At 71.7% G+C, this 26,172-nt stretch carries 19 protein-coding genes and 1 pseudogene; 13 read left to right on the top strand and 7 right to left on the bottom strand.

All coding sequences use genetic code 11. The features are described 5' to 3' along the window. The first annotated feature begins 6 nt into the window (after positions 1-6). The 4 genes from AB0H84_RS25325 (at position 7) to AB0H84_RS25310 (ending at position 1,994) form a co-directional block, all read left to right on the top strand. The gene (locus AB0H84_RS25325) at positions 7-417 is read left to right on the top strand and encodes a cupin domain-containing protein (RefSeq protein ID WP_225289041.1); all 411 of its coding nucleotides are present in this window, start codon (positions 7-9) and stop codon (positions 415-417) included. A gap of 133 nt (positions 418-550) precedes the next feature. Continuing rightward, positions 551-1,597, top strand: coding sequence for a ferritin-like protein (locus AB0H84_RS25320; protein WP_357608756.1), 1,047 nt, complete (start codon positions 551-553; stop codon positions 1,595-1,597). Continuing rightward, positions 1,594-1,836 (top strand): hypothetical protein, encoded by a 243-nt coding sequence (locus tag AB0H84_RS25315; protein WP_357608753.1) that lies wholly within the window; start codon positions 1,594-1,596, stop codon positions 1,834-1,836. Before AB0H84_RS25320 ends, AB0H84_RS25315 begins: the two co-directional genes overlap by 4 nt. Further along, complete coding sequence (locus AB0H84_RS25310; protein WP_357608750.1) at positions 1,746-1,994, top strand: hypothetical protein; 249 nt, start codon at positions 1,746-1,748, stop codon at positions 1,992-1,994. The genes AB0H84_RS25315 and AB0H84_RS25310 overlap by 91 nt, the downstream gene beginning before the upstream one ends. 263 nt (positions 1,995-2,257) lie before the next feature. On the opposite strand, the gene AB0H84_RS25305 is transcribed toward AB0H84_RS25310, so the two are convergent. Then, the gene (locus tag AB0H84_RS25305; RefSeq protein ID WP_357608747.1) at positions 2,258-3,043 is read right to left on the bottom strand and encodes a hypothetical protein; all 786 of its coding nucleotides are present in this window, start codon (positions 3,041-3,043) and stop codon (positions 2,258-2,260) included. 1,171 nt (positions 3,044-4,214) lie between these two features. Here AB0H84_RS25305 and AB0H84_RS25300 point away from each other — a divergent pair. From AB0H84_RS25300 to AB0H84_RS25285, 4 genes are all read left to right on the top strand, one after another. Continuing rightward, positions 4,215-8,915: an amino acid adenylation domain-containing protein gene (locus AB0H84_RS25300; protein ID WP_357608744.1), complete on the top strand. Its 4,701-nt coding sequence runs from the start codon at positions 4,215-4,217 to the stop codon at positions 8,913-8,915. Next, entirely contained in the window at positions 8,912-17,113 is an 8,202-nt protein-coding gene (locus tag AB0H84_RS25295; RefSeq protein ID WP_357608741.1) for an amino acid adenylation domain-containing protein, read from the top strand. The genes AB0H84_RS25300 and AB0H84_RS25295 overlap by 4 nt, the downstream gene beginning before the upstream one ends. Further along, positions 17,110-18,075, top strand: coding sequence for a pyridoxal-phosphate dependent enzyme (locus tag AB0H84_RS25290; protein WP_357608738.1), 966 nt, complete (start codon positions 17,110-17,112; stop codon positions 18,073-18,075). Before AB0H84_RS25295 ends, AB0H84_RS25290 begins: the two co-directional genes overlap by 4 nt. Before the next feature lie 144 nt (positions 18,076-18,219). After that, positions 18,220-18,999, top strand: a complete 780-nt coding sequence (locus AB0H84_RS25285; RefSeq protein ID WP_357608735.1) for an HIT domain-containing protein — start codon at positions 18,220-18,222, stop codon at positions 18,997-18,999. Positions 19,000-19,125: 126 nt separating this feature from the next. On the opposite strand, the gene AB0H84_RS25280 is transcribed toward AB0H84_RS25285, so the two are convergent. The 3 genes and pseudogenes from AB0H84_RS25280 to AB0H84_RS25270 form a co-directional block, all read right to left on the bottom strand. After that, positions 19,126-19,251: an SDR family oxidoreductase gene (locus AB0H84_RS25280; RefSeq protein ID WP_357609043.1), complete on the bottom strand. Its 126-nt coding sequence runs from the start codon at positions 19,249-19,251 to the stop codon at positions 19,126-19,128. Then, positions 19,235-19,414 (bottom strand): annotated as a pseudogene (locus AB0H84_RS25275) (SDR family NAD(P)-dependent oxidoreductase); the annotation flags it as partial. The pseudogene AB0H84_RS25275 and the gene AB0H84_RS25280, both read right to left, overlap by 17 nt. Next, positions 19,411-19,728, bottom strand: coding sequence for a hypothetical protein (locus AB0H84_RS25270; protein ID WP_357608731.1), 318 nt, complete (start codon positions 19,726-19,728; stop codon positions 19,411-19,413). The pseudogene AB0H84_RS25275 and the gene AB0H84_RS25270, both read right to left, overlap by 4 nt. Before the next feature lie 71 nt (positions 19,729-19,799). Between AB0H84_RS25270 and AB0H84_RS25265 the strand changes: the two genes are divergently transcribed. Beyond that, positions 19,800-20,642: a LysR family transcriptional regulator gene (locus AB0H84_RS25265; protein ID WP_357608729.1), complete on the top strand. Its 843-nt coding sequence runs from the start codon at positions 19,800-19,802 to the stop codon at positions 20,640-20,642. Positions 20,643-20,697: 55 nt separating this feature from the next. Here the strand turns inward: AB0H84_RS25265 and AB0H84_RS25260 are convergent, their stop codons facing one another. Next, entirely contained in the window at positions 20,698-21,705 is a 1,008-nt protein-coding gene (locus AB0H84_RS25260) for an alpha/beta hydrolase (protein WP_357608727.1), read from the bottom strand. 33 nt (positions 21,706-21,738) lie between these two features. Beyond that, on the bottom strand, positions 21,739-22,473 hold the full coding sequence (locus AB0H84_RS25255) for an MFS transporter (RefSeq protein ID WP_357608724.1): 735 nt from the start codon (positions 22,471-22,473) through the stop codon (positions 21,739-21,741). Positions 22,474-22,702: 229 nt separating this feature from the next. Between AB0H84_RS25255 and AB0H84_RS25250 the strand changes: the two genes are divergently transcribed. Beyond that, positions 22,703-23,314 carry a TetR/AcrR family transcriptional regulator gene (locus tag AB0H84_RS25250; protein WP_357608721.1) on the top strand — a complete coding sequence of 204 codons (612 nt, stop codon included), beginning with the start codon at positions 22,703-22,705 and terminating at the stop codon, positions 23,312-23,314. A 223-nt stretch (positions 23,315-23,537) separates the two neighbouring features. Here the strand turns inward: AB0H84_RS25250 and AB0H84_RS25245 are convergent, their stop codons facing one another. Continuing rightward, the gene (locus AB0H84_RS25245; RefSeq protein ID WP_357608719.1) at positions 23,538-24,137 is read right to left on the bottom strand and encodes a TetR/AcrR family transcriptional regulator; all 600 of its coding nucleotides are present in this window, start codon (positions 24,135-24,137) and stop codon (positions 23,538-23,540) included. 95 nt (positions 24,138-24,232) lie between these two features. On the opposite strand from AB0H84_RS25245, the gene AB0H84_RS25240 reads away from it, so the two are divergent. The 3 genes from AB0H84_RS25240 to AB0H84_RS25230 all read left to right on the top strand — a co-directional run bounded on the left by AB0H84_RS25240 (position 24,233) and on the right by AB0H84_RS25230 (position 26,134). After that, positions 24,233-25,006, top strand: coding sequence for an SDR family oxidoreductase (locus AB0H84_RS25240; protein WP_357608716.1), 774 nt, complete (start codon positions 24,233-24,235; stop codon positions 25,004-25,006). Positions 25,007-25,087: 81 nt separating this feature from the next. Then, complete coding sequence (locus tag AB0H84_RS25235) at positions 25,088-25,837, top strand: SDR family oxidoreductase (protein WP_357608714.1); 750 nt, start codon at positions 25,088-25,090, stop codon at positions 25,835-25,837. A 66-nt stretch (positions 25,838-25,903) separates the two neighbouring features. Continuing rightward, complete coding sequence (locus AB0H84_RS25230) at positions 25,904-26,134, top strand: hypothetical protein (RefSeq protein WP_357608711.1); 231 nt, start codon at positions 25,904-25,906, stop codon at positions 26,132-26,134. Positions 26,135-26,172 lie beyond the last annotated feature (38 nt).

Raw genomic sequence — 26,172 nt, 5'->3', positions numbered from 1 at the left:
CGGGCGATGGACAAGCCGCGATCGACCGCGTGGCAGACGGCGCTGACCGTGCTGCAGGAGGCGCAGCCTCCGTTCATCCCCGAGGGTGCGCACGCGATGACCGTGGTCATCGAGTACCCGCCCGGAGACCCGGGCGCGCCGCCGCATCGCCACCCGGGTCCCGCCTTCGGCGTCGTCCTCGAGGGCGAGATGCTGATGGAGCTGGAAGGGGAGCCGGAGCGGGTGATCCGCGCCGGCGAGGCGTTCTGGGAGCCGGGTGGCGACGTCATCCACTACCAGGACGGCAACAATCGCGACGATGTCCCGGTACGGTTCACGGTCACCATGCTGTGCGAGCCGGGCAAGCCGATGTTCACGCTGGTGGAAGAGGCCGAGCTGGCCCAGCGCAAGGACCGCCGCGCGCCACGCCCGTCCTGAACCCCGGCGAAGTACCCGCAGCGTGACGGCACCGGCTGCCGTCATCGCTGCCTGATCCCAGGATCGAACCAGGCAGCCGGCCTACCGGCCGGCGGTCCGATCCGCCATGCCAACAACCCGAGGTATGACACGAATGAACCACGAACGACCGGTTCGGATCGGCACGCTCGACAGCCTCCGCGAGCACCTGCAGTGGGCGATCGAGCTGGAGCACGCGACGCTGCCGCCGTACCTGACCGCGCTGTACTCGCTGGATCCGGAGCGTAACCCGGCGGCTGTGGAGGTGGTGAGCGGCGTCTTCGTGGAGGAGATGCTGCATCTGGCGCTGGCGGCGAACCTGCTCAACGCCGTCGGCGGCACGCCGCGCCTGGACATGCCGCAGATGCTGCCGCCGCACCCGCGCAAGCTGCCGCACAGTGATCTGGAGGTGTCGCTGGTGCCGTTCGGCGAGGAGGCGCTGGAGATGTTCCTGCGCCTGGAGCAGCCGGCGGCACCGAGCGCGCCGCCGGAGGCCGAGGGCTACGAGACGATCGGGCAGTTCTACGCGGCGATCGAGCAGGGGTTGCGCTACCTGTGTGACACGCTCGGCGAGAAGGAGGTCTTCTGCGGCGACCCGGCCCGGCAGGTGAGCGGCGCCCGCTTCCGTCACACTGCCGGATCGCTGTTCGCCGTCGAGGATCTGGAGTCCGCGCTCGGCGCGCTGAAGGAGATCGTCGAGCAGGGGGAAGGCAACGCCCGCGGCGAGGTCTGGGACGGTGACCAGGACGTCCTCCACCCCGACCGGAAAGAGGTCGCCCACTACTACCGCTTCCAGGAGCTCAAGCTCGGCCGCCGTTACCAGCGGGGCGACACCCCGAAGACCGGCCCGACCGGCGAGAAGGTCGGCGTCGACCCGGACGGCGTGCTCCCGATGACACCCAACCCGCGGCCCGCCGAGCCGGGCAGTGCCGTACGGGCGGCGCAGGATCTGTTCGACACCACCTACAGCACCCTGCTGAACCTGCTGGAGCAGGCATTCAACGGCGACCCGAAGCGGCTCACGGACGCCACCCGCACCATGTTCACGCTCAGGGCCCAGGCGCAGGCCCTGATGGCGCTGCCCGGCGGCGCCGGTCCCACCTTCGCCTACGTGCCGCGCGAAGCACGTAGCCGCTCCACAGCGAAAGAAGGCACAGCATGAACAGACACATCCTCGAGCCCGCCGCCTGGGAGCTGGCGCAGGCCACCTCGAAGCCGCCGTTCCTGTACGAGCTCGGCCCCGAGGGCGCCCGCAAGGTCCTCGACGACCTGCAGGCCGCCCCGATCGCCAAGCCGGACGTGGACGAAAAGTGGATCGTCGTCCCCGCCGGGGTCGGCAACGTGCGGGCGCGGCCGTCGTCTTCGTCGAGTACGACCGCTCGCCCGAGGCCCGCAAGCTGATCGCGGCCGGGGTGCCCGCCTCCAGCGTCCGCTACAACGGCACGCTGCATGACTTCATGATGCTCAACCCCGTCCGCGTCACCGAGGCCACCAGCGCCGCCATGGCCGAGGCCATCGACGTCCTCAAGACCGCCTTGAAAGCCGGAGAGCCTCGGTGAGAATCGGCGCCGGTGTGGTCGACTTGCCCCCAGCCGTCGGCGTCGGGCGCGCCGTCAGTTGAATGGCGTCGCGTCCGCGCACTGGGCGGCCTCGGTCCTCTACAACGGCCTCGCGCGATATGAGTAAGTGCTGTCGGCGGCCGAGGCCACCACCCAAAGCGCCAACCTGACTCTGGCAGCGCCCATTGGGAGACAAGTGCGCGCTCATCTGCTGTACGGGGAGTGGTTGCGCCGGAACCGTCAGCGGGCCGAGGCGCGCCCGGTCAGCAGCCCACTCTTCGGCTGCTCAGCGCGATGTCATCGATCCACATGTCGTAGCCGGCGGGGGTCGGGTTCTTCTGGTAGAGCTGCCAACCCAGCTTGATCGTGTCGAACCGCGGGAAGACGAAGTCCACCGGGTTGCCGCCGTGCTCCCGGGTGGACACGGTGAGCTCCGGCTTGGCCACCCCGTCGAACCACAACGAGATCCGGTTGTCGCCGGCGTCCATGTGCCACTCCACGCATGTCCAGGTCCCGGCGACGGAGGGCGCTGTGGTCTGCCAGTTCGTCCAGTCGCCGGTGGGGCCGCCGTCGGCGCCGACGCCCCAGTACGCGGCTCCGCCGTGGGGCGGTGGGGCGTACTGGCCGCCGAGCGGGCGGACGATCTCGGGCCCGTCGCCGGTCGCCTCGACCAGCGTGTAGTGCGCCCAGTCCGGCGCGGTCGGGAACGCGCCGACCCGTAACCGTACGCGCCCGTAGAAGCTGTTGCCCGGCGCGGCGAAGTCGTCCACCTTCAGGAACGCGCGGCCGTTGCCATCGGTATGCACACGCAGCACCTTCTGCCCCCGCCCGCCACGCTCGACGGTGAGCGTGCCATGCTTGGTGTCGATTCCCCAGCGGAGACTGCTCGCGCCGCCGACGGGCATGGCCTGGAAGTCCTCGCAGAACAGCAGGTTCGCCTTCACACACGTACGCGCGTCCGTCTGAGCCGAGGCGGAGGAGGCCGACGGAGCGACCGTAAGCGGCACCATCAGGAAGGACACAACGGCGCGGGCCAACCATGTACGCACGACGACTCCCTTTGACGCGGATGTGGGTGAGCGGGAGTAAGGTACGCCATCCGGCGTCCAGGCGAGGGTGCGTGGCGACAGCCGGCGATAACGGCGCTGGTGGATGGGCTGTGGTTGGGGAAACTTTCAGGGGGGAGGCCCTTCAGGAGGTTTCGTAGAAGGCGGCCGGGAGTCCTTCCAGGCCGCCAAGGGCCGTGGCCCGCCGGAGCTTCCCTGCTCGACGGTGCGGCGGATCACGTAGACGTCCCCGCGACGCGTCGCCCTTTGGAGCCCGGCGCCGGCGAGCACCGCCGGGCCGGGTCGGGCGGCTCCACGTCCACGATGCCGCCCCGGACGGCGATGAGCACGGGCGGGAATTCGGACCGGTCGATGAATTCTCGAACGGTTTATGCCAGGCTCTCACGCCGTCCACCGTGGCTGATAACAATGAGCCGCGAATCCGTTCCACGACCGGTACGAATGAGCTGATGACCAGCACGCTGCCCACCATCCGGAAAATGACGAGCACCGGGAGCGCCCCGGCTATTGTGCCGCCCACCGCGTCCACGACCTTGGCCGGTTGCCGCCGCACAGAGGAACGCACCACGGCGCCCGGGGGGTGACGAATAGAGCTTCCCCGGCATGGCCGCCACCAGGACTATCACCACCGTGACGAGGGCCTGCACGGTGTCTCCGTCGACCGGTGCCCAGGCGATGGACGGCGTGATGGGCACGCCGTACACGCATCCGCCGACGAAACCGAGGCTCATCGCCCCGAGGATGATCTCTGCCGGTAACCCGAGACGCCGGATCCGACCGCCAGGACGATCAGAACGAGGTGCGGCGGATCACCATGCACGCGGCCAAGGAAACCACAGGATCAGCACATTTCCCGCGCTCTGTCTCCGCCGGACAGGGATTTCGCGAAAAGCGCCGGAGAAATAATCCTCCGGCCACCAGCGGCCACCCGGGCGATTACAGAATCGGCGGCTTCCGGCACCCCGCGTTACCTGGCTCATGCGAAAAGTGCGCAGACCGGGACAAAAACGTGATCAAGGAGCCTTCGGTACCCAGAGTCGATCAGTAGGGTTTACCCGACAAGTCAGTCAGTAGGTCCATAAGTGGTGACTTATGGGCTGACACGGGCAAGAACTTAAGGCAGAACGTAGATGGCCAGCACGGAGCGGTCGACATGACCGAGACGTTCGACGCGACAAGTCGCGTCCACGAAGCGATAGCGGTCCAAAGTAGGACTACCCCCGAACGGACCGCCGTCGTAGCGGGCACCAGCCGGCTCACCTATGCCGAGCTGGACCGCAGAGCCGACGACATCGCCCGCACCCTCGCCCGACGCGGCGTCGGACGCGGCGGGCTCGTCGGCGTGTGTCTCAGCCGCGACGAGTGGCTGATCCCCTCGCTGATCGGGGTCTGGAAGGCGGGCGCGGCTTACGTGCCGCTGGACCCCGCCTACCCGGCCGAGCGGTTGCGCTTCATGGCGCAGGACTCCGGGGTGAGCGTCGTGCTCACCTCAGCCGCGCTGCGCGAGACCGCCGCTCTGACCGGCGCCGAGCCCGTCCTCGTCGAGGCCGTGACCCCGGGCGACGGGTTCCAGCCGGTGCCCGGGGATCCGAGCGACGCGGCGTACGTCATCTACACCTCCGGCTCCACCGGTACGCCCAAGGGCGTGGTCGTGGAGCACCGCAACACCCTCAACCTGCTGCGCTGGGAGGCGGCGGCGTACTCCGCCGAGGAGCTGGCAGGCATGCTGGCCGCCGCCTCGGTCTGCTTCGACGCGTCGATCAGCCAGATCTTCCTGCCCCTGGTCGCCGGCGGGACCGTGATCCTCGCCGACAACCTCCTGGCGCTGCCGACCCTGCCGGCCCGGGACGAGGTCACCGCGGTCAACGGGGTCCCGTCCGCGCTGGCGGTACTGCTGCGCGAGCCGCTGCCGGCCGGGGTCCGCGCGGTGCTCTGCGGCGGCGAGCCGCTGACCGCCGCCCTGGTGCGGCGGATCTACGCCAACCCCGGGGTCCACCGGGTGCTCAACCTGTACGGCCCGACCGAGTGCACCACCACCTGCGCCGCCGCCGAGATCGGCCGCGACCACGAGGGTGAGCCGCCCTTGGGCGAGCCGATCGCCGGCGCGACGTTCTCGGTGCGCGACGCTGCCGGGAACCCCGTCGCCGACGGGGAGACGGGAGAGCTGTGGATCGGCGGCCCGGTGGTGACGCGCGGCTACCTGGGCCGTGAGTCGCCGGCGTTCCGCACCGAGCCGGACGGCTCCCGGGTCTACCGCAGCGGCGACCTGGTCCGCCGGGTGGAGGGCGAGCTGCGCTTCGCCGGCCGGGCCGACGACCAGGTCAAGATCCGCGGCTACCGCGTGGAGCTGGGCGAGGTGGAGGCCGCGCTGGCCCGCCATCCCGCGGTGCGCCGGGCCACCGTGCTGGCCGAGAGCGACGACGACGGCGTCGCCTACCTGGCCGGCCACGTGGCGGCCTCCGGCGTGGGCGAGCCGGAGCTGCGCGACTGGCTGCGCGCCCGCCTTCCCGATCATCTGGTGCCGACCCGGATCGGCGTGGCCGAGGAGCTTCCTCTCGACCCCAACGGCAAGGTGGACCGCGCGGCCCTGCCCAGGCTCGGTGCCTTCCGGTCGGCCGGTGCGGCGCTGGTCGCGCCCCGCACCGACGACGAGCGCCTGGTGACCGAGGTGATCGGCGACGTTCTCGGCCTGGCGCAGGTCGGCGTGCACGATCAGTTCACCGACCTGGGAGGGCACTCCCTGGCTGCGGCCAGGGTGGTCACCGAGCTGTCCCGCAGGGTGGGGCATACCGTGCCGCTGGCGGCATTCCTGACCGCTCCCACCGCGGCGGGCCTGGCCGCCCGGTTACGCCAGGCCGGGCCCGAGTTGGTACGGCAAGGTGGGCGGACCCGGCATCCGCTCACCGACATGCAGCGCGAGTTCTGGACCTTGAGGCGGCTCCACCCTGGCAGCCCGGTCACCACGCTGGGGATCCGGTTACGAGTGCGCGACCTCCCCGAGGCCGCGCCGTTGAGCTCGGCACTGAATGCGGTCGTGCGCCGGCACGAGGTGCTGCGCAGCACCGTGGCCGTCGACGAGGACGGCGTGCCGTACGCCGTGGTGCATCCGCCGGCCGTCGTTCCCCTGGTCGAGCACGCCGTGGGAGAGGACCCGGAGAAGGTGGCCAGGGTCGCGGCAGCGCACGTGTTCGACGTGACGAGCGAGGTACCGCTGCTGCGGGCCAGCCTGTGCTGGCTCGGCGACGCGGAGGCCGAGCTCGTGGTCGTGGTGGACCACATCGCCTTCGACGGTGGCTCGGTCGGGGTGCTGATGGGTGAGCTGGCCGCCGAACTGGCCGGCGAGCCGGTTGCCGAGCCTGCGGTCCAGATCGGCGATGTGGCCGTGCAGCAGCGGCAACAGCCTGATGTGGCGCGACTGCGGGAGTTCTGGAGGGCCGAACTGGCCGGCGCGCCGGTGGCGGAGCCCGTGCCCGCGGACCTGACGTCGGGCCGGGCGATCCGGCCGCTGCCCGAGGAGTTCGTGACAGGCGTGGCCACGCTGGCCCGGGACTGCGGCGCCACCCCGTTCGCGGTGTACCTGGCCGGTCTGGCCCTGGCGAGCGGCGAGCCTGACACGCTGGTGGGGGTGGTCGCGGCGCGGCGGGCCCGGCCGGAGTTGACCCAGGTCATCGGCCCGCTGGTGGACACGGTACCGGCACGGCTGCGGCCGGTCGGCACGCTGACCTTCCGCGACTTGGTCCGGCAGGCCGCGACTGCGACCACGCGGGCACTGGTCCACCAGGAGGTGCCGCCCGCCGACCTGCCCCGCGCCCCGGTACTGCTGGCCATGCAGCACGCCGAGGTGCCCGTACGCCTGGGCAACCTGGAGCTGCTCACCGACCTGGGCTCGGGTGCCTCGGTCCACGAGCTCAGCGTGCGGGTCAACCGGACGGTGGACGGCTCCGAACTACAGGTGGAGTACGCCACCGCTCACCTCGATCCGGCGCGCGCCGAGGCCTACCTGGAGCGGCTGATGTGGCTGCTGCGGTGTGCGCTGGCCGACCCGGACCGGCCGCTGTCGGCGTTCGAGCTGGTCACCCCGGACGAACGCGCCGCCCTGCTGGCTGCCGCGGCCGGGCCGGAGCTGCCGGAGACCTTCCAGACGGTGCCGGAGGCGCTGGAAGCCCGCACCGACGGGACGGCCGTGATCGGCCCGGACGGAACCTCACTCAGCTATGCCGAACTTGACGACTGGTCCGGCCGAGTGGCGGCGGCGCTGCTGAGACACGGGGTGGTGCCAGGCGAGGTGGTCGGGGTCTGCCTGCCGCGGGACCACCTGATGCCTGCGGCCCTGCTGGCGGTATGGCGGGCCGGTGCGGCATATCTGCCGCTGGATCCGGAGCACCCGACCGAGCGGCTGCGCTGGCTCGCCGAGGACGCCGGGGCGCGTGTGGTGCTCACCCGGGACGGTGTCGCCACCGTGCCCGGCGTCACCACACTGGACGCGGACGACCTGGCGACCACCCGCGACGGCCTGACGGAACTGCCGGCCGTACGGGCAGAGGATCTGGCCTACGTGCTTTACACCTCAGGCTCCACAGGCAAGCCCAAGGGCGTGGAGGTCACCCACGGCAACCTGGCCGCCTACGTGGCCGGGCTGGCGTCCGAGCTGCGCCTGGGCCCCCGGGACGTACAGCCGGTCGTGGGGCCCCTGACCTTCGACATCTCCGCGTCAGAGCTATGGAGCATCCTGAGCGTCGGCGGCACCTGTGTGGTGGTGGACCGGGCCACGGCCGTGGACGGGCACGCGCTGGCCGAGCGGATCGCCGCCAGCAAGGCCACGGTGATCGAACTGGTGCCCACTACGTACCGGATGCTCCTGGCCGCGGGCTGGGCCGGCGACCCGGCACTGCTGGCCATCATCGGCGGTGAGACCCTCGATACGGCCCTGGCCGGGCAGATCCTGCCCCTGGTCCGCGAGCTGTGGAACGCCTACGGCCCCACCGAGGCCACGGTCGCCTCGATCCAGCACCGGGTCCGCGCGCACGAGTCCGGCCCGGTGCCGATCGGGCTGCCGATGCCGGGGGAACACGCCTACGTGGTCGACTCCGAGCTGCGACTGGTGCCGCCCGGCGCGATCGGCGAGCTGCTGCTGGGCGGCGCCGGCGTGACCCGGGGCTATCGGGGCAGGCCGGACCTGACCGCGGCCGCGTTCGTCGACGACCCCTTCGTCTCCGGCGGCCGGTGTTACCGGACCGGGGACCTGGTTCGTTGGCGGCCGGACGGGACGCTGGAGCCCCACGGCCGCAGGGACCACCAGGTGAAGGTCCGCGGATACCGGATCGAGCTGGGCGAGATCGAGGCGGTGCTGCGCGAGGTGGCCGACGGGGCGGTGACCGTCGCCGGCTCCGGCGAGCAGGCACACCTGGTCGGCCATGTCACGCCGGCGACGGCCGACGTGTCGGCGATCGAGAGGCACCTTCGGTCGCGGCTGCCCGGCCACATGGTGCCGCGGCGGTGGGTCGCGCTGGCGGCCCTCCCCACTCTGTCCAACGGCAAGGTGGACCGGTCGGCGCTGGCCGAGCCGGCCGAGGTCCCGGAGGCCGAGCGGATTGCACCCGCCACCGAGCCCGAGCAACTGGTGGCCACCATCTGGGCCGCCGTGCTGGAGCGGCCGGCCGTCTGGGCCGACGACGACTTCTTCGCCCTGGGCGGACACTCCTTCGCCGCGACCCGCGTGGCCAGCCGGCTGAGGGAGACGCTGGGGCTGGAGGTCCCGGTGCGATTGATGTTTGAGCGGCCGGTGCTCTCCGACTTCGCCGCCGGACTGGAAGAACTACTGATCGCCGAGCTGATGGGCGGAAACGACGTATGACCGAGGTCAGTCAGGACCGGATCGCCGAACTGGTCCGGTCCCGCTTCGCCGCGGCCCGTGCCGCGGCCGAGGTCCCGAGCGCCTCCGCCATCCCGGCGTTGTCCGCGCCGGACATGCCGCTGGCGCCGGCCCAGGAGCGGCTGTGGTTCCTGGCGCAGCTCGAACCGGACAGCCCCGCCTACAACGTGCCGCTGGCGCTGCGGCTGACCGGCGCGGTGGACGCCGCCGCCCTCACCGGCGCGCTCGCCGACCTGGCCGAGCGGCACTGGATTCTGCGCGGCGTCATCGACGGGGACAGGGTGCGCCCGGCCGGACCCGTACCGGTCCCTGTGGTGGACGTGGAGCCCGCATCGCTGGCCGGGGAGCTCGCCGCCCACGCCTGGCGGCCGTTCCGGCTGGACGCCGAGCCGCCCATGCGGGCCGCGCTCTTCCGGCTCGGCGGCGACGAGTGGGTGCTCGCGCTGACGTTGCACCACATCGCCACTGACGCCTGGTCGGAACGGCTGCTGTTGGAGGAGTTCGCGGCTCTGTACGCCGCCCGCCTCGGCCTGGCTCCGTCGCCGGAGCCACCGGCCCTGCAATACGCGGACGTGGCCGCCTGGGAGGCGGACCAGGAAGAAGCCGGGCGGGCGGACGCGGACCTCGACTGGTGGACCCGGCGCCTGGCCGGCCTGCCGCCGGTGCTGGACCTGCCCGCGGCCCGGCCCCGCCCGGCCGTCTCCGCGTGGGAGGGGGCCACGATCCCGGTCGAGGTACCCGAGTCCCTGTCCGCGAAGGTGCGCGCGGTGGCGGGCGCGACGCCGTTCATGGTCTTCCTGGCCGGGCTGCAGGCACTGCTGAGCCGCCTGTCGGGCTGCGAGGACATCGCCGTCGGCGTGCCGCACGTCGGCCGCCACCACCCCGACGCCGAGCGCGTGGTGGGCTTCTTCGTCAACACCCTGGTGATGCGCACCGACACCTCGGGCGACCCCACCGGCGCCGAGCTGCTCGACCGGGCCCGCACGACCGCGCTGGACGCCTTCGCCCACGCCAGGACACCGTTCGAGCAGATCGTGGAGCGGCTGCACCCGGAGCGCAGCCTGTCGGTCACCCCGCTGTTCCAGGTGATGCTGAACGTGTACGACGCGATCGCGCCGTTGAGCCTGCCCGGCGTGGAGGTGCAACCCGAGCCGCTGCCCTCGCCGACGGCCAAGTTCGACCTCAACCTCACGCTCGCCGACGAGGGGACCCGCTTCGCCGGGGAGCTGCGCTACCGGACCGACCTGTACGACGAGGCCACCGCCGGACGGCTGGTGGAGTGGTACCTGGTGCTGCTCGACGGGATGCTCGCCGATCCGGGCGCGCCCGTCCGGCTGCCCGCGGGCCCCGACCTGCTCGGCCCGGCCAGGGACCTGGCGACGGACGTGCCGTTGCACGTCCTGGTCGAGCGCGCGGCCGGCGCCGCCCCCGACACGGTGGCGGTCGCCTCTCCCGGCTGTCCCGGGCTCACGTACGCGGAGCTGGACCGGCGGGCCAACCAGGTGGCGCACTGGCTGCTGGCCCGTGGGGTCCAGCCGCAGGAGCCCGTCGGCGTGCTGCTCGAGCGGCGGCCGGAGCTGGCCGTCGCCCTGCTGGGGGTGCTCAAGGCCGGTGCGGCCTATCTGCCGCTGGACCCGGTGTACCCGGCGGGGCGGATCGAGGCCGTCGTCACCGCCGCCGGTGTCCGGACCGTGCTCACCATGGCCGAGATCGCCGCCGCCGCGGCCGAGCCGGAGCACCGCCCGGACGTGACCGTCCAGCCGGAGCACCTGGCGTACGTGATCTACACCTCGGGCTCCACCGGCGCGCCCAAGGGCGTCGCGGTCGAGCACCGGCACATCACGCACTACCTGGGCGCGGTCGGCGAGCGGATCCCCCCGGGTATGGGCTCCTACGCCCTGGTGTCCACCTCCGCGGCCGACCTGGGGCTGACCCCCGTGCTGTGCGCGCTGACGTCGGGCGCCACCTTGCACCTGATCGATCACGAGACGGCCACCGACCCGGCGGCGTTCGCCGCCTATCTGGCCGCGCATCCGGTGGACGTGGTCAAGATGGTGCCCAGTCAGCTGGAACTGCTGGGTATGGATGCTCTGCCCAGGAAGCTGCTGATCCTGGCCGGTGAGGCCGTTCCGGCGGATCTGGCGGAGCGGGTGAGGGCCGCGCGGCCGGATCTGACGGCGCAGATCCATTACGGGCCCGCTGAGACGACCGTGGCGGTGATGACCTGCGACATGACGGAGGTCGCACCCGGTGTGGCGCCACTGGGCCGCCCGCTGGCCAACGCGAGACTCCGGGTGGTGGACCCCGCCGGCAGGCCCCTGCCGCCCGGCGTGCCGGGCGAGCTGTGGATCGGCGGCCCGAGCCTGTCCCGCGGTTATCTGGGCCGGCCCGACCTGACCGCGCAGCGGTTCGTGGACGGCTGGTACCGCACCGGGGACCGGGTGCGGGTGAACCCGGACGGGCTGGTGGAGTTCCTGGGGCGGCTCGACGACCAGGTGAAGGTGCGTGGTTTCCGGGTCGAGCTGGGCGAGGTCGTCGCGGCGCTGCGGGTCCTTCCGGAGGTGTCGGAGGCTTTCGTGCAGCCGGTCGGCGCCGGGGCGCAGCGGCACCTGGCCGCCTGGGTGACACCCTCCACCGTGGACACGGCCCGGGTGCGGGCCGCGCTGCGGGAGCGGCTGCCCGACTACATGGTGCCGCCCGCGATCGCCGCGCTCGACGCGCTGCCGCTCACCCCGAACGGCAAGGTGGACCGGGCGGCGCTGCCCGTCCCCGAGGCCGGCCCGGCGGTGCGGGTGCCGCTGGGCACGCCGCAGGAGCACCTGGTCGCCGAGGTCTGGGCCGAGGTGCTGGACCTGCCGGAGGTGTGGGCGGACGACGACTTCTTCGCCCTGGGCGGCCACTCCTTCGCCGCGACCCGCGTGATCGGCCGGCTGCGGGAGCGGCTGGGCGCGCCGATCCCGGTGCGGCTGCTGTTCGAGCATCCGGTGCTCGCCGACCTGGCCGCCGCCTTACCTCGCCTCGCCGAGGCGACCGTGATACGACGGGAACGGCCCGACGGGCCGGCCAAGCTGTCCGGCACGCAGGCGCGGCTGTGGTTCCTGGCGCAACTGGAACCGGAGAGCACCGCGTACAACGTGCCGCTGCCGCTGCGGCTGAGCGGGCCGCTCCAGCGGGAGGCGCTGCTGGGCGCGGTCCGTGACCTGGCCGAGCGGCACGTGGTGCTGCGCAGCGTGATCGACGACTCCGGTCCCGAGCCGGTCCTGCGGGTGCGGCCGGCCACGGAGGTCCCGGTGTCCGTGGTGGACGTCGCACCGTCGGACTTCGAGAGCACGGTGGCCGCGCACCTGGCCACGCCTTTCGCACTGGACAGGGAGCCGCCCATGAGGGCGGTGCTGCTCGTGGCCGGCGAGCAGGAGCACGTGCTCTCGCTCACCTTCCACCACATCGCCACCGACGCCTGGACCCGCGGCCTGCTGCTGTCGGACCTGTCCGCCCTGTACGCCGCCCGGCTGGGCCTGCGCCCGTCACCGGAGCCGCCCCCGGCCCAGTATGCCGAGGTGGCCCCGGTTCCCGCCCTGGACGACCTGGACTGGTGGGCCGGGCACCTGAGCGGTCTGCCTCCGATCCTGGACCTGCCCACGGACCGGCCGCGCCCCGCGGTGGCCGACCCTGGCGGCGCCTCGGTGCACCTGGAGCTGCCGGCCGAGCTGAGCGACCGGGTACGAGCGGTGGCCGCCGCCTACCGGGCGACGCCGTTCATCGTGCTGATGGCGGCCCTGCAGACGCTGCTGGCCCGACTGTCGGCCGGCACCGACATCGCGGTCGGCGTGCCGGTCGCCGGCCGGGACCACCCCGACACCGAGGGCGTGGTCGGTTGCTTCCTCAACACCGTGGTGGTCCGCACAGAGATGGGCGGCGACCCGACAGGCCACGAGCTGCTGGGCCGGGTCAGGGAGGCCGCGCTCGGCGCCTTCTCGCACGCCGGCGCGCCGTTCGATCGGGTGGTGGACCGGCTGCGGCCGGAGCGGAACCTGTCTGCGACCCCGCTTTTCCAGGTGATGCTGAACTACTACCCTGACCCGGGCTGGGCGGAGTGGCCCGGCCTGAAGGCGACCGAAATCCCCCTGACCGAACACACCGCGAAGTTCGACCTGAACTGGCACGTGATCGACAGCGGGCCCGGACGGCCGCTGCGCGGCGGGCTCTCCTACCGCACCGACCTGTTCGAGGCGCCCACCGCCGACCGGCTCATCCGGTGGTACCTGACGCTGCTGGACGGGATGCTGGCCGACCTGGCCGCACCCGTGGGCGCCGTGCCGCTGGAGCCGGTCACCGGCCCCATCCTGGCCGGGGAACCCCTGCCGGCCGAGGCGGACGGCCCGGTGCACCGGCTGATCGAGCGGTGGGTGGACGCCACCCCCGACGCCCCCGCCGTCGTGGGCGCGGACCGCGGCCTGACGTACGCGGAACTGGAGCGCGACGCCAACCGGATCGCGCACTGGCTGCTGGCCGCCGGGGTGCGCGCCGACCAGCCCGTCGGCGTGCTCCTCGAGCCGGGCGCCGACCTGGCCTGCGCCCTGTTCGGGATCCAGAAGTCGGGCGGCGGCTACCTGCCCATGGACCCGGCCTATCCGGCCGCGCGGATCGCCGCCATGCTCGACGCCGCCGGGGTGCGGGCCGTGGTGACGACCAGCGAGTTCGCCGGCCTCATCGGGCCGGATCACCAGGTGCTGATGCTCGACCGGCTCCCCTCCCTGCCGGACACCCGGCCGGAGACCGACGTGCGGCCCGAACACCTGCACCACGTGATCTTCACCTCCGGGTCCACCGGCACGCCCAAGGCCGTGGCCGCCGAGCACCGCAGTGTGATGAGCTACCTGAGCGGCATGCTGCCGAGGATCGACGTGCCCGGCGGGTCGTACGCGGTGGTCTCCACCCCCGCCGCCGACTTCGGTCTCACCTGCGTGTTCGGCGCCCTGACCACGGGCGGAGTGGTTCACCTGGTGCCGAGGGAGACCGCGATGGATCCCTCCGCGTTCGCCGGCTACCTGAACGCGCACCACATCGACGTGGTCAAGTGCGTGCCCAGCCATCTGGAACTGCTCGCCTCCGGCGGCGACCTGACCGCGGTCCTGCCGGACAAGCTGCTGATCCTCGCCGGAGAGGCATGCCCGTGGGACCTGGTCGAGCGGGCCCGCGCCGCGCGGCCGGGACTGCGGATCCAGAGCCACTACGGGCACACCGAATCCACGATGATCTGCCTGGTCTGCGACACCGAGGAGATCCCCGTCGAGCATCGGACCGGGATCGTGCCGCTGGGCCGTCCGCTGCCGGGTGTGTACGGGCATCTCGTGGACGCGAGCATGCGCCCGGTGCCGGTCGGTGTTCCCGGCGAGCTGGTGGTCGGCGGCCGGGGGGTCACCCGCGGCTACATAGGCCTGCCGGAGCTGACCGCGGAGCGATTCGTGCCCGACCCTCTGACCGGGCAGGGGCGCTGCTACCGCAGCGGAGACCTGCTCCGGGTCACACCCGGCGGGCAGGTGGAGTTCCGCGGCCGGGTGGATGACCAGGTGAAGGTGCGCGGCTACCGGGTCGAGCTGGGCGAGGTCGTCACCGCGCTGCGCGCCCTGCCCCAGATCGCCGAGGCCGTGGTGCTGCCCGTGGGCGAAGGCAAGGCCCGGCAGCTCGCCGCCTGGGTGACACCGTCCACCGTGGATACGTCAGCGGTGCGGTCCGCGCTGCGCGAGCGGCTGCCCGACTACATGGTCCCCGCCCAGATCGTCGTCCTCGACCGGCTCCCGCTCAACCCGAACGGGAAGGTGGACCGAGCCGCCCTGCCCGAGCCCCAGCCGGAGACCGCCACGTTCGTACCGCTCGCCACACCCACGGAGGAGCTGGTGGCCGGGGTGTGGTCCCGGGTCCTGGACGCGGTCGAGGTCGGGGCGCACGACGACTTCTTCGCCCTCGGCGGCGACTCCTTCGCCGCGGTGCGCGCGGTCAAGGAGATCGGCCACGGGCTGCGGGTCATCGACCTGTTCACCCGGCCCACGGTCACCGAGCTGGCCGCGTTCCTGGACCGCACGTCCCTCGACGGTGGCGGCACCCTGCTGCACCGCCTGGGCGGCGGCCGTACCAGCGAGTTCACCCTGGTGTGCGTGCCGTACGGCGGCGGATCCGCGGCGGTCTACCAGCCGCTGGCCCGCGCTCTCGGCGAGCGGGTGGAGGTGCTCGCGGTGGAGCTGCCGGGCCATGACCCGGCCCGGCCGGAAGAGCCGCCGATGCCGCTCGACGAGCTGGTGGACGCTCTTGCCGCAGAGGTGGCCGGCACGGCTTCCGGCCCGATCGCGATCTACGGCCACTGCGTGGGCTCCGCCCCGGCGGTGGCCCTGGCCCGCAGGCTGGAGGCCGACGGCGTGCCGATCGTGGGCGTGATCGCGGCCGCCAGCTTCCCGAACGCCCGGCTCCCCGGCCTGGCACAGCGGCTCTTCCGCGGTGACCGCTGGGTCTCCGACCGGATGTTCCTCGACGCGCTGCGCGCCACCGGCGGCCTGCTGGACGACATGGGGGAGGCGGCTCAGCGGGCCGCGGTGCGGGCGATGCGCCACGACGCCATGGAGGCGCGGGAGTGGTTCGGCCGCGAACTGGCCGCCGAGGGACCGCCGCTACGTGCTCCGCTGCTCTGCGTGGTCGGCGAGCGGGACCGGACCACCGAGCTGTACGAGGAGCGGTACGCCGAGTGGGGAGTCTTCGCGCCTCGCGCGGAGGTGGCCGTGCTGCCCCGCGCCGGCCACTACTTCCTGCGGCACCAGGCCGAGCCGCTGGCCGCCCTGCTGACCGAGCACCTGAGCCGCTGGAGGTCCGGGCGGCTGCCCGAGCCGGTGCGTCCACTCGAACGGACCGGCCTGCGCCCCTTCTACACCGTCGCGGGCGGGCAGTTCGTCTCGGCGGTGGGCACGGCGCTGAGCTCGTTCGCCCTCGGAGTCTGGGCCTACCAGAGCAGCGGCCGGATCATGGACCTGGCCCTGATCGTGATGCTGGCCCAGATCCCGGCCGTGCTGCTCACGCCGCTGGGCGGCGCCGTGGCCGACCGGGTGGACCGGCGCCGGATCATGCTGGCCTGCGACGCGATCTCCGGGCTCGCCATGGCGGCGTTGGTGGTGCTGCTGGTCACCGACCAGCTGGCGTTGTGGAACGTGTGTTCCATCGTCGGCGTCACCTCGCTGGTCACCGCCTTCCAACAGCCCGCCTACCTGGCCGCGATCGCACAACTGGTGCCCAAGCCGTACCTGCCGCAGGCCAACGCCCTGGCCAACCTGGGATTCGGCGTCGGGACCGTGGTGGCCCCGCTCGCCGGCGGCGCACTGATCGGCATGTTCGGGCTGCACACAGTGGTGGCCATCGACGTGGTCACGTTCGCCGTGGGAGTGGTGACCCTGCTGGCGGTCCGGTTCCCCGACCGGCTGTTCCACCGGCAGGAGGAGACGTTCCGGAGGGCGCTGACCGGCGGCTGGCGGTTCATCCTCCGGCGTCGGCCCTTGCTGGTGATGGCAGCGTACTTCTCGGTGGTCAACTTCGGCACCGCGCTGATGTGGGTACTGATCACGCCGGTCGTGCTGGCCATCGGCTCCGAGACCAGCCTGGGCGTGGTGACCGCGGCCGGCGGCCTCGGCGCGGCCGTGGGCACCGCGGTAGTGCTTGTGTGGGGTGGGACCCGGCGCCGGGCCACCGGAATGGTCGGCTTCGTGATCGGGTCGGGGCTCAGCATGGTGTTGATGGGTGCCTGGCCGGTGGTGTGGCTGATCGCGTCCGCCTTGTTCCTCCGGCTGGCCTGCATGAGCATCACCAACGCACACTGGCTCTCGATCATCCAGGTCAAGGTGGGACCGGAGCTCCAGGGCCGGGTGCTGGCCGTCAACCTCATGCTGGCCGCGGCCATGCAGCCGCTGGGCTTCCTGACCGCCGGCCCCCTCGCCGACCTGGCCCAGCCGCACACCTCCGGACCCGGCCGGGGTGCGGCGCTGGTGTTGCTGGTCAGCGGGGTGCTCATGGTGGTCTGGGGGATACTCGGGCTGCGTTACCGCACGCTGCACCACCTGGAGGACCTGGTGCCCGACGCCGCGCCGCCGTCCGAGGCCGAGGCCGACCTCGACGCCATCCAGGACAAGGTGCTGGCCGGATGAGCCTCGTCACGATGCCGGACGTGGCCGCCGCCTCGGCCCGGATCGCGCCGTTCGTCGAGCGCACGCCGCTGCTGTCCCTGCCCTCGTCCTTGTCCGGGGAACGGCTCTGGGTCAAGGCCGAGAACCGGCAGCCGACCCGCTCGTTCAAGGTGCGGGGTGCGGTGAACGCCGTCGGGCGGCTGGCCGAGCACGGTGTCGGGCACGTCATCGCGCAGTCGTCGGGCAACCACGCCCAGGCCATCGCGTACGCCGCCGCCCGGCATGGCCTACGCGCGACCGTGGTGCTGCCCGACACCGCGCCGGAGCTGAAGGTCGTGGCCGCCCGCGAGCTGGGCGCGGAAGTGGTCATCGTGCCGCCGGCGCTGCGGGAGGTCACCTGCCTGGCCTTGGCGGACCGGCTCGGGGCCACGGTGGTCCGCTCCGACGACTTCGACATCGTCGCCGGGCACGGCAGCACCGGGTCCGAGATCACCGAGGACCTGCCCGGCGTCCGGACGATCCTGGTGCCCGTCTGCAACGGCGGCCTGCTGGCGGGGATCGCGGTCGCGGCCAAGGCCGCCGACCCCACGATCAGAGTGATCGGCGTCGAGCCCGAGCTGGCCGCCGACGGCGTGGCCAGCTTCCGGTCGGGCCGGCGCACTGCCTGGCCGGTCGAGCGGACGTACCGCACCCGGGCCGACGGCCTGCGGGCCCCGGTCCTGGGCGCTCTGGCCTGGGAGCACATCCGCCGGTACGTGGACGACATGGTGACCGTGACGGAGGACGGCATCGAGGCCGCCGCCGATCTGCTCTGGCGGGAGTTGGGTGAGCACGCCGAGCCCAGCGGCGCGGTGGCCACCGCGGCGTGCCTCGCCCACCGCGACGCGCTGCCGGCCGGGCCTGTGGTGGCCGTCCTGTCCGGCGGCAATGCGGCCCTCCGCTCCGGCGCCTCGAAGGAGCGCTCACTCGTCGGCGAACCCTGACCTCTTTCAGCGCCGGCACGTTGAGGGCCGGCACGTTGAGGGCCGTCGCGGTGTTCGGCCGCCTCGCCCACGGGGCTCCCGGAGGGGGCTCGCACGGGGGCCTGGAGTCGCCGAACATCGCGACGGCGGGCCTGGGAGGGGCCCATGCCAGCCGTCGGCGCGGCCAATGCGGACCTCAGGGGCGCCCTGCCCTCCGATTCAACGCTCTTTGGCGTAGTTTTTGACGGAACAGACCTAGGTATGGCAAGCCTGCAAAAATCGGTTCTCATTGGAGCTGAGTTAGCTGGCACTATTCTTGCTAGAGCCGACCTGACCGGCGCTGATTTGACCGAGGCAGATTTCTCCGGAGCTGATCTGTCCAACACCACCGGCATTCCTGCGGATGCCACCAGCCCACCTGCAGCGGTCAAGGCCCGAGGCCGGAGGCTCTGGACGCGCCCCGCTCTCCCAAGTCTGATCCGGCGTCGCTACGCTCTGGTTCGATCAAGCGGAGGAAAGGCGGCCATGACCGGGACCTGTACATTCTGCGGCATCGTAGCTGGAGAGATCCCCGCGGAGATCGTCTACGCAGACGAGCACGTGGTCGCCTTCCTTGACATCTCGCAGGCGACTCGCGGTCACACCCTGGTCGTCCCCCGCGAGCACTGTCGCGACCTGACCGACATCGGTCCGGATCGTGCGGGCCGGCTGATGCAGGGTGCTGTGCACACCGCCGCCCTGCTGCGGCGCGCGCTGGAACCGGGCGGGATGAACATCTGGCACGCCACCGGCCCTACGGCCTGGCAGACCGTGTTCCACTTCCATCTTCACCTGCTTCCCCGCTACACCCCCGAGGATCTCAGGCAGGCATGGACGCATCGGGAACTGCCGCTGTCGTCGCTGTCGCCACTGGCCGATCACATCAGAACCGCCGCGGCGTCCTGAAAGTGCGTCGCTTCCGGCCCCGTCCCTCTGGTTTGCCCCACGCGGACAGCGCAGGGGACGACAGTTGGAACCAGCGACGACTTCGATTGAGCAGGGACCTTGCGCTGCGTGCCTGTCGGTCGGGTCTCATGCTCGCCTTCCCCCGTCGACGGACGGCGTGGTGCCGGTGACGGAGGAGGCCTCGTCGGAGCTCAGCCGGATCGCAGCCTCGGTGATCTCCTCCGGCGTCGCCAGGTGTCCGAGCGGCGTGATGACTTGCCCCGGTGATCGCGTCGGCCGTCTCCTCTGCCGCGCTCTCGTCTAGGTCGAGGACCGCGACTGCCGCGCCACGGCGGCCGAGACTGGACGCGATGGCGCGTCCGATCCCGCTTCCGGCACCCGTGACGAGGCCGACCTTCCCGGTTAAGCCGGTCACGCCGGCACCTCATGGTTCACCCACGCCACCTTGTAGGGGTGGTCGGCCTTCCCCTTGTGGATCACGTCGATCGCCCCCGGAGCCGCGAACAACGTCGCCAGATCGTCCTGGGACTCGACGCCGAACTGCAGGACCGCGGTCGCGATGAACGCCGGGATCGCTTCCTCACCGACGACGGGAATGTGGTGCTGCGCAGAGAAGCTGCGCACCACGCCGGTGTCCTTCATGGACTTTTCAATATCGGAAAGGAATTGATCGAGATCCGGGTCGGAGATCTGGCCGTCAAAGGAGACGAGCATCGTGTGCAGGAACATGGTTCCACTCAAGCACTCCACCGGTCGCCCCGTCCAATACCGCCCGGGTCGCACACTGATATCCTCCAGGCATGGATCTGCTGGAACTGCGGGAGCTCAGGTACTTCATGGCCGTCGCGGAGGAGCTCCACTTCGGCCGCGCGGCGTCCCGCCTGCGCATCGCGCAGCCCGCGCTGTCGAAGACGATCCAGCGCATCGAGACTCGCCTGGGTGTGCAGCTGTTCGTCCGGACCAGTCGGAGCGTGATGCTCACGGACGCCGGCAGGGTACTGCTCGAGCAGGGGCGGCACGCGTTGAACGCCATGGACGTCGCCGTGCAGCGCACCCGGCAGGCGGCCGAGACCGGGCCACTGCGCCTCGCCATGAAACCGGGCGGTGACGCCGGACTGCTGTCCGCGCTGCTCGCGGAGTATGCGAAGACCCCGCACGCCCGACACGTCGACATCATGTTCCACCCCGGCCCGGAACGAGCAGACCTCGTCCGCGACGGACGAGCCGACGCCGCTCTCCTGTACGCGCCCTTCGAAGACCTCACCGGCCTCACGACCCAGACACTCCGCGTCGAGGACCGCGTCGCCGTGCTGCCCGAAGGCCACCGTCTGGCCGAACGCTCCAGCATCGGGTCCGCGGATCTCGACGGAGAGACCTTCCCTCGTTGGCGTGGCATATCAAACGACGGATCTGACGGACCGGAGCTCAACGACGTCGCCGAACTGATTCCACTGGTGAGACTCGGACGAGTGGTCGCGGTACTTCCTCGCTCACTTGTCACCCCGGCATCACCGGGCACAATCTGCGTCCCCGTCGCAGACGCCGGACCGAGCCGCATCGTCCTCGGGCGCAACGAGCACGACCATCGCGACTCCGTCGCCGCCCTCATGGCGGCGACGGCAACGGTCAACAGCACCCGCTGAGACCACCGCGCCCGTGGTCGGCCCAGTACAGAGTCGAGCCGGTTGCGGGTGCCGGTCAGGCCGGCGATCCGCCTGTCGATCTGGTCGCGCTGGGCGGCCAGCCGGGCGAGCAGTTCGGGGCACTTTCTCCCCCGATCGCATCGAAGCGGTGGGCCGTCAGGAATGGCTTGAGGGCCGCCAGCATTTCCTCGGGTGCCTCTTCGGCGGGGTAGTGGCCGCAGTCGGGGATGATCACGCTTTCCACGTCGTCGGCGGCGAGCCGCATGGTCTTTTCGACCAGGTCGCCGGAGTTGCCCGCTCCGGCGATCGCCAGGACGGGGATGGTCAGCCGTCGAACCTTGCGCCGCTGGTTCTGCGCGATGGTGGTGTCGAGTGCGCGGTAGAACGCGAAGCTGGCGCGAAGGGCGTCGGGGTCGGCGGCGAGGGGGCCGACATAGTGTTCGACAGCGTGGTCGGGCAGCTTGCGCACGGCCTTGGTGGCGAACTGGTGGCCGAAGAAGATGCGCTCCTTGCCCTGGATGAGCAGCTCGTTCAGCTCGGCGAGGCGGTTGAAGGCGAAGTGCCAGAGGCGGTCGTTGGCCTGTGTGCCATGGAAAAGCGGCGGTGAGGGGGACAGGCCCGGGATGGCGGCCTCGGCGACGGCCAGGCGGTCGAGGCGCTCGGGGTGGTCGGCGGCCAGCGCGTAGCCGGTCCACATGCCGATGTCATGGCCGACCATGGAGAAGCGCTGGTGCCCGAGCGCGGCCATCAACGCCACCATGTCGGCGGCGAGGGTGCCGGTGTCGTAGCCGTCCTGCGGTTTGTCCGACAGCCCGACGCCGCGCGGGTCGACCGCGACGACCTGGAAGTCGGCGGCCAGCGCAGGCATGAGCAGCCGCCAGGCGTACCAGCTCTGCGGCCAGCCCGCCAGCAGCAGCAGCGCGGGTCCCCGCCCGCCGGTGACCGCGTGCAGGCGCACGTCGCCGGTGTCGACGTAGCGGCTGATGAAGGTGTCGGTGAAGCCGGGCGGCAGGTGCGGCGCTCCGCTGACCGAGCCGGGACCTTCGGGCATGGGTGCCTTCATGGCGTTTCCTTTCTGGTAGGTGATGCGGCCGCGTCAAGCAGCCGGAGTGGGACGCCTCAGCGCCGAGGCGAGCGTGGTGGCCGCGACCGCGACCGACAGCAGCAGCGTCGCCAGGTCCTCGTCGAGCGCCTGGTTGAGGAGCCCCAGCGCCGGCGTCGGGGCGATGGACCCGGTGTAGGCCGCGAAGACGGCGGCGGCGGCCCGCCAGAACTCCGGCCTCCCCGCTTCGCAGGCCGGTACGGCCGGCCTGCGCACATCCAGGGCGGGTCGTCCGCGGACCGCGACGGTCTCGGGCGTGATCGTGACGGCGAGGAACGCAGGCGCCAGCGTCGCCAGGTAGACCCAGAAGACCAGGTGCGTGGGGTTGGTGCCGTACTCGGCGAACACGCCGGCCATGACGGCGCCGAGTCCCAGCCAGCCCGTGTTCGCCGCGGTGGACACCATCGCGGCGCGCCGAGCGTTGCCGCCGGCGAGCTCGCTCGGCGCCGCGGTGGCGGTGGAGGTGAACACCCCTGTGGCCAGCCCGCACAGGAATCGCGCCGCCAGCAGCGTCCCGGCGTCCCGGGCGATCAGGAACAGCGCGGTGCTCGCGGCGGCCGCCAGCAGCGGCCGGAGCCCCGCGTGACCGGACAGGGACGCGAACATCATCAGCGCCAGCACCGTTCCCAGCGCATAGACGGCGAACGCCAGCGTGGTGGTGAAGGGCCCGAAACCCATGTGCGGCACCCAGAATGCGTACAGCGGAATCGGCAGGGTGCCACCCAGCATGACAGGGCGTACATCGTTGCCACGAGTCAGAACCCGGCGCGGATGCGGCGGCCGCCGTGGTTTTGCGAACCGATTTCTGGAGCGATGTCCTGGATCACAGTGGTTTCTCCCTTGCGCATGCTCCAGCACGCTATGCCATCTTGTACTGAACAGTCAAAGATAGTTTTATCGTTCAGTCCAACATGTGAGTAGAATCACGGCGGGTTACCAGGAATCCGGGAGGTGTGGCATGTCAGGCCGCAAGCAGTTCGACGTCGGCGTTGCCCTGGACCAGGCGATGCGTGTGTTCTGGCAGCGCGGGTACACCGATGCCTCGCTCGACGTCCTGGGCGCGGCCGCTGGTCTGGGCCGCGGCTCCATCTACGGCACGTTCGGCGGCAAGGACGCCCTGTTCCGCCGGTGTCTCGACCGCTACGCGGCCACCTACGGCGCCCAGTACGAGGAGGCGCTCGCCGCGCACTCCGACGATCCGGTGCGCGCGATCGAGGCGTTCCTGGACGTGGTGCTGGCGCGCATCGCCGACCCGTCGGTTCCTACGGGGTGCCTCATCGCGCAGTCCGCGGCGCAGTCGGCGATCCTCGGCGAGGAGAGCCGTGGCCATGTGCGCACCCTGCTCGACATCCAACGCCGACGGGTACGCGGGGCGCTGGCGGCCGCACCGGCCGATCCCCGCGTCCTGGACGAGCTGGCCGTGTTCGTCGTCGGCATCAACCAGTCGCTGGCCGTGCTCAGCCGCGCCGGCGCCTCCGACGCCGAACTGCGTTCCGTGGCCCGGCTCGCCCGCACAACGGTGGCCGACACCCTCGCCCGCGCGGCGGCGGGCGAGGCCGCAGGCGGCTGACGGCCGGCGACGCCGTTGCAGCCGCTCACCCGCCCCGACCGAAGCGACGCCTCCCACCAGCCCCGCCGCCGTTGAGCAAGTGGGCTCCGAGATTGTCAGGCACGTTCGTCACCGGTGAAGTCCTTCGAGGATTTCGCGCAAGGCCCCGGGGCGCACAGTGACCTGGTCGAGGCCCCAGCGATCCGGACGGGCCGACGGCGCGGTGGGCCGCCGAGCCCGTGGATCAAGCGCGGAGGGCGTCGATCAGGGCGTCGACGGCGGCGAGCGCGGCGGAGGTGTCGAGTCCTGCGCGGGAGACCAGGGAAAGGCCCTGGACGGTGAACAGCAGGAGCTGCGCCTGGGCCTCAGGGGTGGCGGCCTGGGTGACCTCACCGATGGCCTGCGCGCGCCGCAGGGCGTCGGCGACGATCTGGGTGAAGCGAGCGTGTGAGCGGGCTACGATCTCGCGGGCCTCGGCATCGTGCGGGACCAGTTCGGCGGTGGTGTTGCCGATCATGCACCCTTGCGGAACGCCGACGTCGGAGGCGTACTCCTGCGTCCGGGCCGGATGGGTGAGCACCTCGCGCAGCGCCGGCAAGACCGGCCCGGCCTCCAGCGCCGTGACCAGCTCGCGCTCGTAGGTGTCCCAGTACAGCTGGACCGCCGCCAGGTAGAACTGCCGCTTGTCGCCGAAGGCGCCGTACAGGCTGCCCCGCTCCAGCGCCAGCGCGTCGACGAGGTCCTGGACGGAGGTCTCTCCGTAGCCCCGGGACCAGAACAGCAGGAGCGCGCGCTCGAGGGCCTGGTCCTTGTCGAATGCGCGGGGGCGTCCTGTCCGTGCCATGCCCCCCAGGGTACGACTTTTTGACCGCTTGCACGAAATGCCGTACGGTGACGGCTGCTCGACTTATTGAACGAACGCATAGAAGTCGGTGGCGCGTGAGCGCGCCGGCGGACGAGAGGCAGGACCCCATGGACTTCAACGGGAAGACGGCGCTGATCACCGGATCGGGCGCCATCGGCGGGCTCGGGCACGCGACAGCGAGGATCCTCGCCGCCGGCGGGGCCAACGTGATCATCACCGGCACCGACCCGGATCGTGGCGCCCAGGTCGTGGATGACGTGCGGGCGAGCGCGGCCGGCACCGTGCGCTTCATCCCCGCCGACCTGGCCGACTCGCAGGCCGTGCAACGGCTGGCCGATGACGCCGGGGCGGTGGACATGCTCGTCAACAACGCGGGCATCGTCCCGTTCAGCGCGACCGCCGACCAGGATCTCGCCGGCTACGACGCCGCCTTCGCGGTCAACGTGCGCGCGCCGTTCGTCCTGGTGGCCCGGCTCGCGCCGAGGATGGCCGCCGGCGGGGGCGGCAGCATCGTCAACGTCAGCTCCACCGCGGCCGCCCTGGGCATGCCGGCGATGGCGGTCTACGGCGCCACCAAGGCGGCGCTGGAGTCGCTGACCCGCACCTGGGCGGCCGAGTTCGCGGCATCCAACGTGCGCGTCAACGCCGTGGCACCTGGCCCGATGACCACCTCCAAGGTGGTGGCGGCCATGGGCCCGGACCTCGGCGGCATGGGGCTGACGACCGCGCTGAAGCGCGCCGCCGACCCGGCCGAGGTCGCCCAGGTGATCGCCTTCCTCGCCGGCGACCAGGCCGGCTACGTGACCGGCGCCGTCGTGGCGGCCGACGGAGGCCGCACCGCCATCTGACCCGGGGCGCGCTCCGGTCCCTCTGCTCAACCACCGCTACCAGAACCACGCGCTCGGGCGCGAGTGAGGAGATTGAGGTCAATGGGTCGTCTTGAGGGCAAGTACGCCCTGATCACGGGAGGGACGAGCGGCATCGGGTTCGAGACCGCCCGCGAGTTCCTCGCCGAGGGAGCGGCCGTCGCGATCACCGGCCGCTCGCGCGAACGTCTGGAGGAGGCCGCCCGGCGGCTGGGCGGCCGGGTGCTGCCCGTGCTGTCCGACGCCGGCGACGTGCCCGGCCAGGCGGCGCTCGCGGCGCGGCTGCGGCAGGAGTGGCCGCGGCTCGACGTCGTGATGAGCAACGCCGCCGACGTCACCCATCTGCCGATCGAGGAATGGACCGAGGAGGCGTTCGACCGGCTCGTCGCCACCAACCTCAAGGGGCCGTTCTTCCTGATCAAGGCTCTGCTGCCGCTGCTGTCCCGGCAGGCGTCCGTCATCCTCGTCGGCTCCGTCTCCGCCTTCATCGGGCACGAGAACGCGGCGGTCTACGGCGCCGCCAAGGCCGGCCTGCTGTCCCTGTCGCGCGGGCTGACCTACGAGCTGAAGGAGCGGGGCGTCCGGGTCAACGGGCTGAGCCCGGGGCCGACCCTCACGGACACGTTCGCCTCGCTCGGCCCCGAGCGGCAGGCCGCCCTGTACGCCGAGCTGCGGCGGACCGTGCCCCTGCATCGCATTGGCACCGCCACCGAGCTGGCAAAGGCGGCTGTCTACCTGGCTTCTGACGAGTCCGCCTACACCGCCGGCACCGTCCTGCGCGTCGATGGCGGCATCGGAGAACTCGCCTACTGACCTCGATTCGTCAGCGGTCCTCCCCACGCTCTCGGTTGCGTCGATTGGCGAGGTGTTTCATCAGTCGTGGAGGCCCACGACTGCCCGATGACCTCCTGCGCCGCCCCGGCCGGCTCGCCGTGTCGCACCGGCCGGGGCAAGGTGGTCGTCCAGTACCACACCGCCCGCTTCCGGCTCGTGCCCGCGCAGGCGCTCGATCTCCGACTGCGTGATCATGAGCATGCCGCGAAGCCCTTCTGGTTGCCGGTGCTGCGTCTCGGATGGCACTGCGATCGAAAATACATGTATATCCAGTAGGAAATATTGACTTTGCCCATATGCGCCCGTAGCTTCGT

The organism is Nonomuraea sp. NPDC050786 (genome assembly GCF_040654115.1).
GTDB lineage: Bacteria > Actinomycetota > Actinomycetes > Streptosporangiales > Streptosporangiaceae > Nonomuraea.
Note: the sequence above shows the minus strand (reverse complement) of the source record. Positions and strands in the feature narration are given on the sequence as shown.

Excerpts from the sequence above, each read along its gene's own strand:
- AB0H84_RS25325 (WP_225289041.1), top strand. The coding sequence starts at position 7 with ATGGACAAGCCGCGATCGACCGCGTGGCAGACGGCGCTGACCGTGCTG.
- AB0H84_RS25320 (WP_357608756.1), top strand. The coding sequence starts at position 551 with ATGAACCACGAACGACCGGTTCGGATCGGCACGCTCGACAGCCTCCGC.
- AB0H84_RS25315 (WP_357608753.1), top strand. The coding sequence starts at position 1,594 with ATGAACAGACACATCCTCGAGCCCGCCGCCTGGGAGCTGGCGCAGGCC.
- AB0H84_RS25300 (WP_357608744.1), top strand. The coding sequence starts at position 4,215 with ATGACCGAGACGTTCGACGCGACAAGTCGCGTCCACGAAGCGATAGCG.
- AB0H84_RS25295 (WP_357608741.1), top strand. The coding sequence starts at position 8,912 with ATGACCGAGGTCAGTCAGGACCGGATCGCCGAACTGGTCCGGTCCCGC.
- AB0H84_RS25290 (WP_357608738.1), top strand. The coding sequence starts at position 17,110 with ATGAGCCTCGTCACGATGCCGGACGTGGCCGCCGCCTCGGCCCGGATC.
- AB0H84_RS25285 (WP_357608735.1), top strand. The coding sequence starts at position 18,220 with ATGCCAGCCGTCGGCGCGGCCAATGCGGACCTCAGGGGCGCCCTGCCC.
- AB0H84_RS25270 (WP_357608731.1), bottom strand. The coding sequence starts at position 19,728 with ATGTTCCTGCACACGATGCTCGTCTCCTTTGACGGCCAGATCTCCGAC.
- AB0H84_RS25265 (WP_357608729.1), top strand. The coding sequence starts at position 19,800 with ATGGATCTGCTGGAACTGCGGGAGCTCAGGTACTTCATGGCCGTCGCG.
- AB0H84_RS25260 (WP_357608727.1), bottom strand. The coding sequence starts at position 21,705 with ATGAAGGCACCCATGCCCGAAGGTCCCGGCTCGGTCAGCGGAGCGCCG.
- AB0H84_RS25255 (WP_357608724.1), bottom strand. The coding sequence starts at position 22,473 with ATGCTGGGTGGCACCCTGCCGATTCCGCTGTACGCATTCTGGGTGCCG.
- AB0H84_RS25250 (WP_357608721.1), top strand. The coding sequence starts at position 22,703 with ATGTCAGGCCGCAAGCAGTTCGACGTCGGCGTTGCCCTGGACCAGGCG.
- AB0H84_RS25245 (WP_357608719.1), bottom strand. The coding sequence starts at position 24,137 with ATGGCACGGACAGGACGCCCCCGCGCATTCGACAAGGACCAGGCCCTC.
- AB0H84_RS25235 (WP_357608714.1), top strand. The coding sequence starts at position 25,088 with ATGGGTCGTCTTGAGGGCAAGTACGCCCTGATCACGGGAGGGACGAGC.